Raw genomic sequence first — 14,365 nt, forward strand, 5'->3', positions numbered from 1 at the left:
GTCGCGCACCGGCCTCGCCACTCGTCGCTCCACCTGCCACAATGTGGAGCGTGGCTGACAAGAAACCGCAGAAGAACCGCTACGTCGACAACGGCTGGCCGGCTGGCGACGCCGACGACCACGCTGTCAGCGAGCTGGCAACCGACCGCACCGGGGCGCTGTCGCCCTTCGGCGAGGTGACGTTCCCGCTGCCCGCCGAGGAGCTGCCCTACACGCACCCGGTCACCGTCATCAACAGATAGCGTGACCGCTCGAGCCGATCGACTTTCGCACCTGGACCAGACCGGGGCTGCGCACATGGTCGACGTCACGGGCAAGGACGCGACCAAGCGCACCGCAGTTGCCACGGGCACCCTGCGGACTCGTCCCGACGTCGTCGAACTGATCGCTACCGGCGGCCTGCCGAAGGGCGACGCGTTGGCCACCGCGCGGGTGGCAGGCATCCTCGCCGCCAAGCGCACCAGTGACCTGATCCCACTGTGCCATCAGCTGGCGCTGACTGGTGTCGACGTCGAATTCGACATCGGCGCAACGGAAGTCGTGATCACCTCGACCGTCCGGACGACCGATCGCACCGGTGTGGAGATGGAAGCACTGACCGCGGTGAGCGTGGCCGCGCTGACGCTCTACGACATGCTCAAGGCCGTCGACCCGGCGGCGACCATCGACGACATTCGGGTCCTGCGCAAGGACGGCGGCAAGACGGGCTCGTGGCAACGCCCGTGACGCGGACGGCCAGGGTGATCATTGCGTCCACTCGCGCGGCCGCCGGGGTCTACGAGGACCGCACCGGACCGGTCATCGTCGCCTGGCTGACTCAGCGGGGTTTCGACGTGCCCGCGCCCATCGTCGTCGCGGACGGAAGCGGCGTGAACCGTGCGCTGTTCGCAGCCATCGGTGAGCGGGCGAACCTGGTGCTGACGTCAGGCGGCACCGGAATCTCGCCCACCGACGGGACCGCCGATGCGACCGCCGACATCGTCGACTATCAAATCCCCGGCCTGGCCGATGCGATCCGGCGCTCCGGGCTGCCGCATGTGCCCACCTCGGTGCTCTCCCGTGGCGTGTGCGGGGTCCGCGACGGAACTTTGATCGTGAACCTGCCTGGGTCGCCGGGAGGCGTCAACGACGGCCTCGGTGTACTGGCTGACGTCTTGGATCACGCGCTGGATCAGCTGGAAGGTCAGGATCACACCCGATGAGTGCTGTCGTACTCCGCGCCGAACTGAACGCGCAACGCATCGACCTCGCCGAACACGAGGCGCTCGTTGCGGATCGGGCGGCAGGCGCCGTGGTCGGGTTCGTCGGCGCGGTGCGTGACCACGACGGTGGACGCTCGGTAACGCGGCTGGAGTACTCCGCACATCCGACGGCGCTGCAGACCCTCGTCGACGTGGCGGCCGAGATCGCCAGGGACAGTCACGGCGTTCGTGCGATCGCGGTCAGCCACCGCATCGGCACGCTGGAGATCGGGGATGCGGCGCTGGTCGCGGCCGTCGCCGCCGACCATCGCCAGGCAGCGTTCGAGACCTGTGCACTGCTGGTGGACACCGTCAAGGCGCGGCTACCGGTGTGGAAGCACCAGTTCTTCGTCGACGGCTCCGACGAATGGGTGGGATCGGCCTGACGCCGCGTTGACTACCCGGCAGGCAGCGGTGCGGGCGCCAGCGGATCGACCGCCGGGGCACCGGGGGAGACCGGCACGTTGGGGCCCGCCTCCTGATCCGGGTAGGGGGTGTTCATCCCGCGCTGGGCAATCCCCATCATCAGGGCTTCCTTGCCGCTGATGTCGTGGCTCTGAACCGCTTGCCACAGATCCTTGAGGTAGCTGACGTTGGGAGTGTCGGTGTCGCCGGCCTGGGCTGGGTCCATCGTCGAGCCAGGAGGCGGTGCATCGGGGCTCGCGAGGTGCGGCATGCCGTTGGGTGCGATCGGCATCTGGCCACTGGCCGCCATGTTGGCAGCGTCGAAGACCGGGCCAGGAACGTTGACGGCATTCAGCGGGGCCAGCGGGTCGGGTGCGGGCGCAGCTGCGGGGTCGACGGGTGCCGGCGGGGTCGCCGGGTCGAGCTTCAGGTCGCCCGCGTGCAGCGCCCATTCCTGCGGCTGGTCGGCCGGCGCCGGGGCACCGTCGACGACGTCCCAGTCCGCAGCCTCGACCGCGGGTGCCGGGGCATCGGGCGCCGGTGCATCAGGTGCCGGTGCGTCGATCGGGGGCGCATCTGGTGCCGGTGCATCGAAAGCCGTCAGCGTGGGATCGGCGGGCGGAAGATCATCGACCGGCGGCGGCGCGTCGGGGGCAGGTGCGTCTAGCGCGGCGAGCTCGGGTGCGGGCGGCGGGGCGTCCGGCAGCGGTGCATCGGGAGCGGGGGGCGGTGCGTCGGGCAGCGGCACATCGGGCGCAGGGGCGTCGGGAGCAGGCGCGTCGAAGCCCAACTGCTCAACTGGCGGCGGGACGTCGCCGTTGAGGTCGGGGTTGTCGAGTGGCTTAGGTGCGTCGGCTACGACGTTGCGTGGCGTTGAACCGGAAAGTCCCCGTCCGCACACCGGCCACGCTCCGCGGCCCTGAGTGGCCAGCACGCGTTCCGCGACGGCGATCTGCTCTTCCTTGGTGGCCATGTTGGCGGCGGGCGCGAACTCGCCGCCACCGTGCGCCGACCAAGTGCTTGGCGAGAACTGCACGCCACCCTGGTAACCGTTGCCGGTGTTGATGGCCCAGTTACCGCCGGATTCGCAGTGGGCGACCGTGTCCCATTCGCCATCAGTGGCGGCACCGGCCTGCCCGGCGAGGGCGAGACCTCCGCTTCCGATGACGGCGCCCGTGAAGGCGATCTTTGCGACGCTTACCGCTGAACTGGTGGCCTTACGATGCCGTCCGCTGCTCATATGCGCAGAAAATCCTCTCGTCAACGCCCGCGAGGTCAGCTGTCGGGTTCGGGCTAGAGAGGTTGCCCGGCCTCCGTCTTGAGCCATCAGGCGCTCGACTTCGGCTTCACCCCAAGGAGTCGCAAGCGACTCCTGGTCCTGCATTTCGTGGTGGACCGGTGGGTCCCCCGCCTCCATCCAAGGATTTGGTGTCTGCCATGCCCAATGGATGGAGTTCGGCGTTACCGGGCACGGCGGGCCACTCGATTCGGGTCGAATGGCTTGGGAACAGACCGTAACGGGTACCAGCAGCCCCGTCACTTTTGCCAAATTCGGCGTTTCGCCTGCTAGCGAACTATAAGAGGACTTTAAAGCCGCAGGATGGTTTGGCGTTGTCGCAGGACGTGAACACTGATAACCGGGCCGTGGCCAGTTCGTGACCATTTCGTGATGTGACGCAAATCACCGTCAACCCCCGGCGAATGGCGGTAACACATCCACCGTCTGCTTTGTTCGAAGCGCTTCCGCCCGGTTTCGCACCGCGACGCCGTCGCAGAGAAAGGAACAGCGCTCCAGGACTTGAGCGAGCGCTGGGTCGCGGGCGCCGAGTTGGGCCACGAGGTCCGCGACCGACGAACCTGAAGCGATGGCCACGATTTCCTCGTCGGCGCCCGCAGCCGCCCTGGCCGCCGCGAAGTAGCGCACGACGATCTGCAGGGGCGTCGTCATCCGCCGATCGCGCTCATCGGTCGGGTGGGCTGCACGAAGTTCGGGTCGTTGATCCCGTGGCCCGCCGGCTTGGCCCACATCGCTGCTCGCCACATCTCCTCGAGCGCCGCATCGTCGGCCCCACTGCGCAGCAGCGCCCGCAGGTCGGTCTCCTCGCGGGAGAACAAGCAGCTGCGCACCTGGCCGTCGGCGGTCAGTCGGGTGCGGTCACACGCCCCGCAGAAGGCGTGCGACACCGACGCGACGATGCCGACGGTGCCGCGTGGTCCGGGTCCGTCGACGCGCCAGAGTTGAGCGGGTGCCGAACCTCGCGGCGCCGGGTCGGGGCGAAGCTCGAAGTGCCCGCGCAAGGTGTCCAGGATTCGATCGGCGCCGATCATCTGGTCGCGCTGCCAATGATGCTCGGCGTCCAACGGCATCTGCTCGATGATGCGCAGCTCGTATCCGTGCTCAAGGCAGAACTGCAGCAGCGGCACGGCATCGTCGAGGCCGGTGTCTGGATCGAGCACCGCATTCACCTTCACCGGCGTCAAGCCCGCTGCCGCCGCGGCGGCAAGCCCGTCGATCACATCGGTGAGGCGGTCCCGGCGGGTGATCTTCTCGAACCGGCCCGCATCGACGGTGTCAAGCGACACGTTGACTCGATCGAGTCCGGCGGCCTTGAGCCCGGCGGCCCGACGGGCGAGGCCAATTCCGTTGGTGGTCATGGCGATTTGGGGGCGTGGAGTCAGCGCTGCGGCCGCCGCGATGGCCCCTTCGAGGTGACGGGACACCAGCGGTTCGCCGCCGGTGAAGCGCACACTGGTCACGCCAAGCCGGGTGACCGCGATGGCAAGCAGGCGAGCCAGCTCGGCTTCGCTCAGCAGCTCCTCGCCGGGCATCCAGTCGAGACCTTCGGCTGGCATGCAGTACGTGCACCGCAGGTTGCATCGGTCGGTCAATGACACCCGCAGGTCGATCGCGACGCGTCCGTACGTGTCGATCAGCGGGCCGGCCGTCGGTGCCGCGGCCACCTGCCGCAGCGACGGCACGCCGAGTTCGGTGACCGTCATCCCGGCGCTCCGTAACGGCCGTAGATCTGGTTCGTGGAACCGGTGGGCACGATTTCCTTGCCAAGGGGCATCAGCGATACCGGAATGAGCTTGAGATTGGCGATGGCGAGCGGGATCCCGATGATCGTGACGGCCATCGCGATCGCGGAGACGACGTGGCCGATGGCCAGCCAGATGCCGCACAGCAGCAGCCAGATCACGTTGCCGATCAATGCGCCAGGGCGCGGTCCCGGTTTGTCCACGACCGTATTGCCGAACGGCCACAGCGCGTAGACGCCGATGCGGAACGCCGCGAAGCCGAATGGAATCGTGATGATCAGGATGAAGCAGAGCAGGCCCGCCGCGAAGTAGCCGAGTGCCAGCCAGAGGCCGCCGAAGATCAACCAGATGATGTTCAGGATCAGGCGCATGTTTCCTCCAGCCGTCATTTCAGACTACCGGCCGGGCGGCCGAAGGAATTCGAATGCTGGTCGGTGCGGAGTCCGAGTAGGATCATCGCATTCGCGTCCTGCGCAAGTGGGACGCGTTCCTCATGTAACGAGATACGAGCGGGTGAGAGCAGTGCCGACCGGCAAGGTGAAGTGGTACAGCGCCGAGAAGGGCTTCGGCTTCGTGGCGCAGGAGGAAGGCGAAGACGTCTACGTCGGATCGTCGGCGTTGCCCTCCGGCGTGGAGGAGCTCAAAGCGGGCCAGAAGGTCGAGTTCGGCATCGCGGCGGGGCGGCGCGGCCCCCAGGCGCTCAGCATCAAGGTCATCGAACCGCCGCCAAGCATCCAGCGCACGCGCCGGGAGGCCGAGCGTCCAGAGCACAAGCACTCGCCGGACGAACTGCACGGCATGGTCGCGGATCTGATCACGCTGCTCGAGGACGCCATTCAGCCGGATCTGCGCAAGGGCCGCTATCCCGACCGCAAGACCGCGCGCAAGGTTTCCGAAGTGGTCAAGGCCGTCGCCCAAGAACTCGACGGCTAGCGCGCGCAAGCGGCATGCTGGTGCGGTGGCCTACGTAAATCCCAAGGGCGAGTTCAGCCGCGACACCAACTACATCACCACCCGCATCACTGCGGACGGCCGCGACGGCTACCCGGTCGAATCCGGGCGCTATCGCCTGGTGGTGGCCAGGGCCTGTCCATGGGCGAATCGGGCCATCATCGTGCGCAGACTGCTGGGGCTGGAAGACGCACTCTCCATTGGCTTTTGCGGTCCCACGCACGACGAGCGCAGCTGGACGTTCGACCTCGACCCCGGCGGCGTCGACCCGGTGCTGAAGATCCCGCGCCTGCAGGACGCCTACTTCAAGCGGGACCCTCACTACCCCAAGGGCATCACGGTCCCCGCCATCGTCGACGTCCTGACGGGGCAGGTCGTGACCAATGACTTCGCGCAGATGACGCTCGACCTGTCGACGGAGTGGACCGAATACCACCGACCAGGGGCGCCGCAGTTGTACCCCGAACCACTGCGCGCCGAGATCGACGAGGTGGCAAAGCGGATCTACACCGAAATCAACAACGGCGTCTACCGGTGCGGGTTCGCGGGCTCGCAGAGCGCCTATGAGGCCGCGTACGACCGGCTGTTCACCGCGCTGGACTGGGTGACCGAAAGGCTAAGCACACAAAGGTATCTGGTGGGCGACACCATCACCGAGGCCGACGTCCGGCTGTTCACCACGCTGGCCCGCTTCGATCCCGTTTACCACGGCCACTTCAAGTGCAATCGCTCCAAGCTTGCCGAACTACCCGTGCTGTGGGCGTACGCGCGCGACCTCTTCCAGACGCCGGGCTTCGGTGACACGACCGACTTCGTCCAGATCAAGGCGCATTACTACATCGTCCACGCCGACATCAATCCCACCCGCATCGTGCCGAAGGGGCCCGACCTATCGAACTGGCTGACGCCGCACGGTCGGGAAGCGTTGGGCGGCAGCCCATTCGGCGACGGAACACCCCCAGGTCCGGTGCGCGAGGACGAGCGCGTCCAGCAGGGGCACGGAGCCGACTAGGTCCACACGGTGCGGACCGACCACTCGGCGTGCGGGAACGGGAACTCGTTGCCTGCTTCGTCGCGTACCAGCGTCGGCAATTGGACGGCCACTCCAGTCAACTTGCCGTAGTGCGGGTCGACCGTCGGGATGGTCACGGCCAGCTTCGAACTGGGCGAAAACGCCTCGGCGATCGGCCCGTCCGAACCCTCGTACGCCCGCAGCAGCACCCATGGCGCCCGTGCGATCGCAGGCGGCACCGACAGCTGCACGGGATCGCGCGAGCTCACCACCAACTCGCCCGTGGCCTCCGGCACGTCGCACTTCGTGAGGTCGAAGACGTCGCAGTACCGGTACGGCCCGATGCGGACCAACTGGCCGTGCGTATAGGCGCTGATCTCCGGATGGTTTGGGGCCCGGTTCTGCGTCAGCAGCCAGATCAACGTCCCCGTTGCGCCCGACGCGACGACCGCCACGACGGCGAGGACGGCGATTACCCGCTTCACTTGGGCACCGCGGCGGTGCTCGCGCGGCTGTCTTCCTGCTCGGCGACCACCGGCCGGTTGCCGCCGAGTCCGGGAATGAGCGACGCGCCGCTGTAGCTCACCAGCGTCTGTGCGAGTCCGGGAATGAGGAATGCGGTGATCGCCGTGAAGCCCACCCACAGATCGGTGTAGACGAGCACGCCGGTGGCACCACCCAGGACCCAGGCCAGCTGTAGCAACGATTCGGAACGGCCGAAGGCCGACGCCCGCGACTCCTCGGGCAGGTCGTCCTGCATGGACGCGTCAAGGCACGCCTTGGCGATGGCACTGGCCCCTGACGTGACCAAGGTGGCGATGGCCGCGACGTAGATGGTGCCTGCAAGCGCGGTGCCCAACGCGACCGACGTCACCGCGACGGTGGCCCACACCACCAGCTTGGCCGGATCGCCGAGCTTGAGCCGCGCAGCGAGCATGTTGCCTGCGAAATTGCCGATAGCTGCGGCAACGCCGATCAAGCCGAGCACCTTGATCTGCTCCCAGCCGCTGCTCGCGGCGTCCGCCTTGGCGACGAACGCCGGGTACAGAAACAAGAAGCCCACCATCAACTTGATGGTGCAGTTACCCCACAACGCGGTGATGATGTTGCGGCCCAAGGGTTGTCGCACCGACTTGGCGGGCTGCCGGGGATCGGGCGCGCGAGTGATCAGTTCGGTCGGCGCGTGATAGCTCAGCTTCGTGGGCACCTCACCCTCGGTGACCTCGACCCACTTGGGGATGCGCATCGACAGCAGCGCACCGGCAACCGTGACGGAAACGCAGACATACAGCGCCCCGGGGAGGTCGAACATGTTGAAGAGGTACTCGACGCCTGCTGCGATGGCTCCAACGACGATGGTCCCGCCGATCAGCCCGAATATCGTCAGCCGCGAGTTGACCCGCACCAGGTCGATGGTGGGCGGCAGCACGCGGGGCGTCATGGCGCTGCGCAGCACGCTGAACGACTTCGACAGCACCATCATGCCGAGGGCGCACGGGTACAGCACCCACGACGGAAAGCCGCCGTTCTCGTAGTTGGCGATCAGCACCACGACCAGCGCCGTGCGCAACGCGAACGAGGTGGCCAGTGCGACTCGTCGCCCGTGCTGCAATCGGTCGAGCGCCGGTCCGATGAGCGGGGCGATGATCGCGAACGGCGCGATGGTGATGAGCAGGTACAGCGCGACCTTGCTCTTGCTCTCGCCGGACGCGGCGGCGAAGAACAGCGTGTTGGCCAGCGCAACGGCCATGGAGGAGTCGGCGGCGAAATTGGCCATCACGGGATACGTCAGCGCGGTCAGCCCGGACTTGTCGGCTCCGTCGGCAGTGGCGGCCCGATGGAACAGTCCGTACATCCTCGAGCCCATTTCGCGGCTGCGCTGCGCGGCTCCGACGCGCTGTCCCGCAGCCTGGCCCGCGCCGCCCGTGAACCGAGGCGACGGGCCGGAATCGGTTGTGCGGCCGTGAGAGTGGTCGATTGGGGGGAGGTAGGGGTTGGCACTGCCGGGCTGCGTCCCGCGGCGCGGCCGACGGAGGCCGTCACCGCCGCTGGGGTAGTTGGCCATACCCGGATGTTCCTCGCGCCGGCCTGCAGGTGGGCGCGGCGGAGCGTAGCGCGGATCGTCGGAGTCCCCGGGTCCCGAAGGGGGGTCGTGCCGCGGTCCGCTCACGGTATTGATTGTTCCCCATCGCCCGGACAGGTGCTCGCAGGGCGACCGGTGTGGCTTTGCTCGCTGGGCGTCAGGCAGTATTGATGCCGATGGACAGCATTACCGAACCCGCCGAACACGTCGCCATGGGCAGTCCTGCCACCGCGGCCGATGACTTGGCTGACCTCACGCCTGTGCTGACGGGCGCCGTCGAGGCGGCCCGGGCCGCGATCATCGAGTTCAGTGGCGACGGCGTCGTCGGTGAATATCTCGGGGCCAGCTTCGACGATCCGTCGGCCGCCACGCACCGCTTCCTCGCGGACATGCCGGGCTATCAGGGCTGGCAGTGGGCGGTGGTGGTGGCCGCATACCCCGGCGCCGACCACGCCACGATCAGCGAGGTAGTGCTGGTCCCTGGACCGACGGCGCTGCTGGCCCCGGCCTGGGTGCCGTGGCATGAGCGCATCCAGCCGGGTGATCTCAGCCCAGGGGATCTGCTCGCTCCACCCGCCGACGATCCTCGGCTGGTGCCCGGATACCTGTCCTCGGGCGATCCGGAGTTGGACGAGGTCGCGGGCGACATCGGATTGGGCCGCCGTCAGGTGCTCAGCCAATGGGGCCGCATCGAGGCCGCCCAACGCTGGTACGACGGCGACACCGGGCCGGGATCGGCGATGGCCCGGTCGACGCGCCGGGTATGCCGCGAGTGTGGGTTCTATCTGCCGCTGGCCGGGGCGCTGGGCCCTGCGTTCGGCGTCTGCGGCAACGAGTTGGCGGCCGACGGACACGTGGTCGCCAGCGAGTACGGGTGCGGTGCGCACTCGGACACGCCGCAACCCGCGCCCATCGGTTCGCCGATGTTCGAGCCGTTCGACGACGGCATGGTCGAGGTCACCGAGCCCTAACAGGCCTTCGGCGGTCGAAGCTCAGCTCAGGCCGCTTTGCGCGCCGCGTGAGCCGCGCCGCGCCGCACTTCGTTGCCACAGGAAGATCGAAGTCCCCAGCACGCCGACGCCGACGCCGGCGATCGTCGTCGGCCGCCAATCGTGCAGACCTGGCACCGTGAACGCGAGCGCGACCGCGACCAGCCAACCTGCGGCGATGACGAAGATGACGGGCCACGGGTTGAGTAGCGCCGCCGGAAGGGCAGGCGGTACGGGTGCGGCTTCGCCCTTGGGCGGCGTCGGCTCGGACATCGTCAACCAACCTAGCCGATGAGCGATGTGGCCCCAATGGGTCCGAAACCGGTGTTGTTGGGTCAGTTCGCGAGCCTGGCTCGGTACTCTTTGCCTCGTGAATGACGCCGACGCCCGGCTGGCCAACGATTTGTCCTTGGCCGTGCTTCGACTGGCCAGGCAGCTGCGGTTCCGCCGCCCGGACTCGCCGGTCTCTCTTTCCCAGCTTTCCGCGTTGGCGACGCTGGCCAAGGAGGGTCCGATGACCCCAGGCGCGCTCGCCGTGCGGGAACGCGTGCGGCCGCCGTCGATGACCCGGGTCGTAGCCTCGCTCGCCGAACTCGGCTTCGTCGACCGGTGTGCTCACCCCGACGATGGACGTCAGGTGCTGGTTTCGGTGTCGTCGACCGGGGCGGATTTGATCGAGGTGGAGCGCCGCGCCAGCCGCGAGTGGTTGCAGCAGCGACTGGCCGAACTTTCGCCCGACGAGCGCAAGACGCTGGTGCTGGCCGCTGAGCTGATGATGGTCATCGTCGACGAGAGTGCTTGAGCTGAACCTGAATGTGATCGACGTCGACGACCCGAGCGACCCTCGACTCGACGACTTCCGAGACCTCAACAGCATCGACCGCAGGCCCGACTTGCCAAGCGGCAAGGGGCTGGTGATCGCCGAGGGCGTGCTGGTGGTGCAGCGGATGCTGGCGTCGCGGTTCATCCCGCGCGCGCTGCTCGGCACCGATCGTCGGCTTGCCGAGTTGAGTGCCGACCTGCGCGGTGTCGACGTGCCGTACTACCGGGCCGCCGCCGACGTGATGGCGGAGGTCGTGGGCTTCCACCTCAATCGCGGCGTGCTGGCCGCGGCGCCGCGGCCCGGGGAGTTGACGGTGGCCGAGGTGCTCGACGGCGCCCGCACGGTCGCGGTGCTCGAAGGCGTCAACGACCACGAGAATCTCGGCTCGATCTTTCGCAACGCGGCGGGGCTCGACGTCGACGCGGTGGTGTTCGGCACCGGGTGCGCAGATCCGCTGTACCGACGGGCGGTGCGGGTGTCCATGGGCCACGCGCTGCTGGTGCCCTACGCCTGGGCGGCGAACTGGCCGGGCGAGCTCAATACGTTGCGCACCAACGGTTTTCACCTGCTCGCGATGACACCGAATCCGGCGGCGCTGTTGTTGGCCGAGGCGTTGGCGGACCTGGCCCAAGCCAAGGTGGCCATGCTCGTCGGTGCGGAAGGACCAGGGTTGACCGAGCATGCGATGCGGGCGACCGACGTGCGGGTGCGGATTCCGATGTCGCGCGGCACGGACTCGTTGAACGTCGCGACGGCTGCGGCGCTGGCGTTCTACGAGCGAGTTAGGGTGAGCACGTGACCGAGCACGCGACTCCGCCGCGGATGCGAGGAGCGGAAACGCCTTGGGGCACCGGGCTGACCGTGGCCGCGTTCGTCGCCGCCGTCACGGCCGCTGCGATCATCGTCCTGAGCCTCGGACTGACGCGTGTGCAGCCATTGCTCGCCGTGGGGCTCAACATCGTTGCGGTGGGCGGGCTGGCTCCGACGGTGTGGAGTTGGCGCACGCGTCCGGTGTGGCGGTGGTTCGTACTCGGTAGCGGCGTCGGGGTGGCGGGCGGCTGGATCGCGCTACTGGCGATGGCGCTCGGAGGCTAGCGCTTAAGGCTGGGTGCCGGAGCGGACGCCGAGCAGGACGTCCTCCCACGCGGGCACCTCTGGCTTGCGCTTGCGAGCCCGCGGCTTGGGGGCCGGCTCCGCTGCAGGCTCCGGTTTCGGTTCCGGGTGCTCCAGCGGCAATTCCGGCTCGGTGACGTCGAGTTCGGGCACCGGCGCAACCGCCCGCAGCGGTGGCCGATCGAAGTTCGGATCGATGAGTTCGGCGGCGGCGTCGTCGAACGCGGTCGCCGTGCCACCGTGCGCGCCTGGACTGAACCGGAAGTGTGCGACGTTGTCGGAGCGACCGGCTTTCCAGGCCAGTTGGACCGTCCAGCGCCCGTCCTCATTGCGCCAGGCGTCCCAATTCGTGGATTCGGGATCGAGGCCGCGCGAGATGAGTGCAGAGGTCACGGTCTCCAGCAGCGTCAGTACGGCAGGTCCGTCGGCGAGCACGGGATGTGCGGCGGTGGCCAACTCGGCGGCGCGGGAGCGTTCCAGCAGGACGGGGTGAGCGAAGCGCTCGATCCGGCTGATGCTTTCCCCAGCTGCAGACGCAACCTGTTCGACGGATGCGCCCGCGCGGATCCTGGATTGAATGTCCTTGGGACGCAGCACGTTGGGAACCTCAACATCGACGGGGGGTGGAGTGGAGCCGACCCGGTCGCCGCGTAGCGCAGCGTGCAGCCGGTCGTCGGGATGCAGAATGAACCTCTCGCCCGACTCGGCGGTCTCGCAGATGATGCGTTTGCCATCGACGTCGAGTCCGACGACCTTGAGTTCCCGCATATCGACCTCCTGGGGCTTATCGCGCACCCTAACGCGTTATCGACTCGTAACCGCGCTGACACGCGGGCCGTGACTCATGAGGTCAGAGCTGCTCGACGACCCAGTCGACACAGGCCGTCAACGCGCTGACGTCATCGGGGTCGACGGCGGGGAACATCGCCACGCGCAGCTGGTTGCGGCCGAGCTTGCGGTACGGCTCGGTGTCGACGATGCCGTTGGCCCGGAGCACCTTGGCGACGGCCGCGGCGTCGACGTCGTCGGAGAAGTCGATGGTGCCGACGACCTGCGAACGCTGTGCCGGATCGGCGACGAACGGAGTGGTGTAGCTGGTGGCTTCCGCCCAGGAGTACAGCCGTTGCGACGAGTCGGCGGTGCGCTTGACCGCCCAATCGAGCCCGCCGTTGCCGTTGAGCCAGTCCAGCTGGTCGGCCATGAGCACCAGCGTGCCGATCGCGGGAGTGTTGTACGTCTGATTCTTGAGGCTGTTGTCGACAGCGATGGGTAGCGACAGGAAGTCGGGTACCCACCTGCCGCCCGCCGCGATGGCCTCGACGCGAGCCAGCGCCGCCGGGCTCATGATGGCCAGCCAGAGTCCGCCGTCGGCGGCGAAGTTCTTCTGCGGCGCGAAGTAATAGGTGTCGGTGTCGGCGATGTCGACGGGCAGTCCGCCCGCACCCGAGGTCGCGTCGATGACGACCAGCGCATCTCCGGCGGGGCGCTGCACCGGGACGACGACACCCGTCGAGGTCTCGTTGTGTGCCCATGCGACCACGTCGACGGAAGGATCCGACTGAGGCTCGGGAGCGGTGCCGGGGTCGGACTTGACGATGATCGGGTCGCCCACGAAGGGGTTGGCGGCCACCGCGGAAGCGAACTTGGCGCTGAACTCACCGAAGGTCAGGTGCAGCGAGCGCTTGTCGATCAGCCCGAACGCGGCGGCGTCCCAGAATGCCGTCGACCCGCCGTTGCCGAGGATGACCTCGTAGCCGTCGGGAACGGAGAACAGCTGCCTGACGCCATCGCGGACCCGTCCGACCAGGTTCTTGACCGGCGCCTGCCGGTGCGAGGTGCCGAACAGGTCGCCCGCTGCGGCCAGGGCCTGGAGTTGTTCGGGGCGGACCTTCGACGGCCCGGAGCCGAAACGGCCGTCGTTGGGTTTGAGGTCGGCGGGAATCGTCAGATCGGCCATGCGGTCAACATTAGTGACCGGACTCGTGCACCTTCCGCGGGGAGGGTGGGGAGAAAGTACCGGAAATGTGGGTAAGCACCTGAAATACCGACCCTGCCGTGTCCATACTGTGATCAGTCGGGTACTGAGCCTCTGGGGGCCACGTGATCAGTCGCGGGAAAATCTCGATGCTCATACCGGTATGTGTGGCGGCCATGACGGTATTCGGTTCGGCGCTGGTCGCGGCGCCAGCTCAGGCCGACGGCGGTGACCAGGGCGATGCGGTGCTGAGCCAGATCAACGACACGCGCGCGGCGAACGGCTGTGGCCCCGTCGCGGCCAATCCGCAGCTGACTGCGTCAGCGGAGCGGCACGCCGAAGACATGCTGGTGAACGGAGTGGCAGGCCACACTGGTTCGGACGGCTCCACCGTCGTCCAGCGCGTCACGGATGCGGGCTACACGCACTACGCCGAAATCGGCGAGATCGTCTTCTGGGGCACGGGGTCGCTAGGCACCCCGGCAACCGCGGTCACCTGGTGGATGAACAGCCCGGGCCACCGCGCGATCATCACGGACTGCCAATTGACCGAGGCGGGGTTCTCGGCGGTCAGCAACGGCAACAAGATGACCGCCGCGGGGGATTTCGGGACGAGGTAGGCCCGAGAAAGACATCTCACGAAGTTAAGAGTCAAGCCGCGAGTTGGAGAGGAGGTGGGAACGCAACGTGTTCGTCGTAGTGCAGGCCGGTGTGCAGGCAGTGGTGGAGTTGAC

At 67.8% G+C, this 14,365-nt stretch carries 20 protein-coding genes and 1 riboswitch; of the genes, 11 read left to right on the top strand and 9 right to left on the bottom strand.

What is annotated here, in order from left to right; genetic code table 11:
- Positions 1 to 41 precede the first annotated feature (41 nt).
- The 4 genes from SLQ30_RS25935 to SLQ30_RS25950 are packed head-to-tail and all read left to right on the top strand — an operon-like array spanning position 42 to position 1,627.
- Positions 42 to 242, top strand: a complete 201-nt coding sequence (locus tag SLQ30_RS25935; protein WP_319449531.1) for a hypothetical protein — start codon at positions 42 to 44, stop codon at positions 240 to 242.
- Between the two features lies 1 nt (position 243).
- Positions 244 to 726, top strand: a complete 483-nt coding sequence (gene moaC / locus SLQ30_RS25940; protein WP_319449530.1) for a cyclic pyranopterin monophosphate synthase MoaC — start codon at positions 244 to 246, stop codon at positions 724 to 726.
- Positions 723 to 1,202, top strand: a complete 480-nt coding sequence (locus SLQ30_RS25945; RefSeq protein ID WP_413468184.1) for a MogA/MoaB family molybdenum cofactor biosynthesis protein — start codon at positions 723 to 725, stop codon at positions 1,200 to 1,202. The genes moaC and SLQ30_RS25945 overlap by 4 nt, the downstream gene beginning before the upstream one ends.
- Positions 1,199 to 1,627: a molybdenum cofactor biosynthesis protein MoaE gene (locus tag SLQ30_RS25950; RefSeq protein WP_319449528.1), complete on the top strand. Its 429-nt coding sequence runs from the start codon at positions 1,199 to 1,201 to the stop codon at positions 1,625 to 1,627. The genes SLQ30_RS25945 and SLQ30_RS25950 overlap by 4 nt, the downstream gene beginning before the upstream one ends.
- 11 nt (positions 1,628 to 1,638) lie before the next feature.
- Here SLQ30_RS25950 and SLQ30_RS25955 read toward each other — a convergent pair whose 3' ends face one another.
- From SLQ30_RS25955 to SLQ30_RS25970, 4 genes are all read right to left on the bottom strand, one after another.
- Positions 1,639 to 2,886, bottom strand: coding sequence for a transglycosylase family protein (locus tag SLQ30_RS25955; RefSeq protein ID WP_319449527.1), 1,248 nt, complete (start codon positions 2,884 to 2,886; stop codon positions 1,639 to 1,641).
- Positions 2,887 to 2,895: 9 nt separating this feature from the next.
- Positions 2,896 to 3,087: riboswitch (cyclic di-AMP (ydaO/yuaA leader) on the bottom strand.
- A 246-nt stretch (positions 3,088 to 3,333) separates the two neighbouring features.
- Positions 3,334 to 3,594, bottom strand: coding sequence for a MoaD/ThiS family protein (locus tag SLQ30_RS25960; protein ID WP_319449526.1), 261 nt, complete (start codon positions 3,592 to 3,594; stop codon positions 3,334 to 3,336).
- Complete coding sequence (gene moaA / locus SLQ30_RS25965) at positions 3,591 to 4,646, bottom strand: GTP 3',8-cyclase MoaA (protein ID WP_319449525.1); 1,056 nt, start codon at positions 4,644 to 4,646, stop codon at positions 3,591 to 3,593. The genes SLQ30_RS25960 and moaA overlap by 4 nt, the downstream gene beginning before the upstream one ends.
- A complete protein-coding gene (locus SLQ30_RS25970; protein ID WP_319449524.1) occupies positions 4,643 to 5,056 on the bottom strand; it encodes a YccF domain-containing protein in 414 nt (137 codons plus the stop codon). The genes moaA and SLQ30_RS25970 overlap by 4 nt, the downstream gene beginning before the upstream one ends.
- A 151-nt stretch (positions 5,057 to 5,207) precedes the next feature.
- On the opposite strand from SLQ30_RS25970, the gene SLQ30_RS25975 reads away from it, so the two are divergent.
- Positions 5,208 to 5,618 (top strand): cold-shock protein, encoded by a 411-nt coding sequence (locus SLQ30_RS25975; RefSeq protein WP_319449680.1) that lies wholly within the window; start codon positions 5,208 to 5,210, stop codon positions 5,616 to 5,618.
- A 25-nt stretch (positions 5,619 to 5,643) separates the two neighbouring features.
- On the top strand, positions 5,644 to 6,648 hold the full coding sequence (locus tag SLQ30_RS25980) for a glutathione S-transferase family protein (protein ID WP_319449523.1): 1,005 nt from the start codon (positions 5,644 to 5,646) through the stop codon (positions 6,646 to 6,648).
- Here the strand turns inward: SLQ30_RS25980 and SLQ30_RS25985 are convergent.
- On the bottom strand, positions 6,645 to 7,133 hold the full coding sequence (locus SLQ30_RS25985) for a DUF2771 domain-containing protein (protein WP_319449522.1): 489 nt from the start codon (positions 7,131 to 7,133) through the stop codon (positions 6,645 to 6,647). The genes SLQ30_RS25980 and SLQ30_RS25985 overlap by 4 nt on opposite strands.
- Positions 7,130 to 8,713, bottom strand: coding sequence for an MFS transporter (locus tag SLQ30_RS25990; RefSeq protein ID WP_319449679.1), 1,584 nt, complete (start codon positions 8,711 to 8,713; stop codon positions 7,130 to 7,132). The genes SLQ30_RS25985 and SLQ30_RS25990 overlap by 4 nt, the downstream gene beginning before the upstream one ends.
- Before the next feature lie 194 nt (positions 8,714 to 8,907).
- Between SLQ30_RS25990 and SLQ30_RS25995 the strand changes: the two genes are divergently transcribed.
- Positions 8,908 to 9,702, top strand: coding sequence for a DUF3027 domain-containing protein (locus SLQ30_RS25995; protein WP_319449521.1), 795 nt, complete (start codon positions 8,908 to 8,910; stop codon positions 9,700 to 9,702).
- A 21-nt stretch (positions 9,703 to 9,723) separates the two neighbouring features.
- Here the strand turns inward: SLQ30_RS25995 and SLQ30_RS26000 are convergent, their stop codons facing one another.
- Complete coding sequence (locus SLQ30_RS26000) at positions 9,724 to 9,993, bottom strand: DUF2530 domain-containing protein (protein WP_319449520.1); 270 nt, start codon at positions 9,991 to 9,993, stop codon at positions 9,724 to 9,726.
- A gap of 97 nt (positions 9,994 to 10,090) precedes the next feature.
- Between SLQ30_RS26000 and SLQ30_RS26005 the strand changes: the two genes are divergently transcribed.
- From SLQ30_RS26005 to SLQ30_RS26015, 3 genes are read left to right on the top strand one after another with little or no spacing between them, the layout of a single operon-like run.
- Positions 10,091 to 10,522 (top strand): MarR family transcriptional regulator, encoded by a 432-nt coding sequence (locus SLQ30_RS26005; RefSeq protein ID WP_319449519.1) that lies wholly within the window; start codon positions 10,091 to 10,093, stop codon positions 10,520 to 10,522.
- On the top strand, positions 10,515 to 11,342 hold the full coding sequence (locus tag SLQ30_RS26010; protein WP_319449518.1) for an RNA methyltransferase: 828 nt from the start codon (positions 10,515 to 10,517) through the stop codon (positions 11,340 to 11,342). The genes SLQ30_RS26005 and SLQ30_RS26010 overlap by 8 nt, the downstream gene beginning before the upstream one ends.
- 23 nt (positions 11,343 to 11,365) lie before the next feature.
- Positions 11,366 to 11,638 (top strand): DUF2537 domain-containing protein, encoded by a 273-nt coding sequence (locus tag SLQ30_RS26015; RefSeq protein ID WP_319449678.1) that lies wholly within the window; start codon positions 11,366 to 11,368, stop codon positions 11,636 to 11,638.
- A gap of 3 nt (positions 11,639 to 11,641) precedes the next feature.
- Here SLQ30_RS26015 and sepH read toward each other — a convergent pair whose 3' ends face one another.
- Positions 11,642 to 12,424: a septation protein SepH gene (sepH, locus tag SLQ30_RS26020; RefSeq protein WP_319449517.1), complete on the bottom strand. Its 783-nt coding sequence runs from the start codon at positions 12,422 to 12,424 to the stop codon at positions 11,642 to 11,644.
- Between the two features lie 82 nt (positions 12,425 to 12,506).
- On the bottom strand, positions 12,507 to 13,613 hold the full coding sequence (serC, locus tag SLQ30_RS26025; protein WP_319449516.1) for a phosphoserine transaminase: 1,107 nt from the start codon (positions 13,611 to 13,613) through the stop codon (positions 12,507 to 12,509).
- 194 nt (positions 13,614 to 13,807) lie between these two features.
- Here serC and SLQ30_RS26030 point away from each other — a divergent pair, with 194 nt between their 5' ends.
- A complete protein-coding gene (locus SLQ30_RS26030; protein WP_319449515.1) occupies positions 13,808 to 14,251 on the top strand; it encodes a CAP domain-containing protein in 444 nt (147 codons plus the stop codon).
- Positions 14,252 to 14,365 lie beyond the last annotated feature (114 nt).

Origin of the sequence: Mycobacterium sp. RTGN4 (genome assembly GCF_033804635.1) — a bacterium.
In the GTDB taxonomy this organism is placed as follows: Bacteria; Actinomycetota; Actinomycetes; order Mycobacteriales; family Mycobacteriaceae; genus Mycobacterium.

Excerpts from the sequence above, each read along its gene's own strand:
- SLQ30_RS26030 (WP_319449515.1), top strand. The coding sequence starts at position 13,808 with ATGACGGTATTCGGTTCGGCGCTGGTCGCGGCGCCAGCTCAGGCCGAC.
- SLQ30_RS26000 (WP_319449520.1), bottom strand. The coding sequence starts at position 9,993 with ATGTCCGAGCCGACGCCGCCCAAGGGCGAAGCCGCACCCGTACCGCCT.
- SLQ30_RS25990 (WP_319449679.1), bottom strand. The coding sequence starts at position 8,713 with ATGGCCAACTACCCCAGCGGCGGTGACGGCCTCCGTCGGCCGCGCCGC.
- SLQ30_RS25970 (WP_319449524.1), bottom strand. The coding sequence starts at position 5,056 with ATGCGCCTGATCCTGAACATCATCTGGTTGATCTTCGGCGGCCTCTGG.
- SLQ30_RS25955 (WP_319449527.1), bottom strand. The coding sequence starts at position 2,886 with ATGAGCAGCGGACGGCATCGTAAGGCCACCAGTTCAGCGGTAAGCGTC.
- SLQ30_RS25995 (WP_319449521.1), top strand. The coding sequence starts at position 8,908 with ATGGACAGCATTACCGAACCCGCCGAACACGTCGCCATGGGCAGTCCT.
- moaA (WP_319449525.1), bottom strand. The coding sequence starts at position 4,646 with ATGACGGTCACCGAACTCGGCGTGCCGTCGCTGCGGCAGGTGGCCGCG.
- serC (WP_319449516.1), bottom strand. The coding sequence starts at position 13,613 with ATGGCCGATCTGACGATTCCCGCCGACCTCAAACCCAACGACGGCCGT.
- sepH (WP_319449517.1), bottom strand. The coding sequence starts at position 12,424 with ATGCGGGAACTCAAGGTCGTCGGACTCGACGTCGATGGCAAACGCATC.
- SLQ30_RS26015 (WP_319449678.1), top strand. The coding sequence starts at position 11,366 with ATGCGAGGAGCGGAAACGCCTTGGGGCACCGGGCTGACCGTGGCCGCG.
- SLQ30_RS25960 (WP_319449526.1), bottom strand. The coding sequence starts at position 3,594 with ATGACGACGCCCCTGCAGATCGTCGTGCGCTACTTCGCGGCGGCCAGG.
- SLQ30_RS25935 (WP_319449531.1), top strand. The coding sequence starts at position 42 with ATGTGGAGCGTGGCTGACAAGAAACCGCAGAAGAACCGCTACGTCGAC.
- SLQ30_RS25950 (WP_319449528.1), top strand. The coding sequence starts at position 1,199 with ATGAGTGCTGTCGTACTCCGCGCCGAACTGAACGCGCAACGCATCGAC.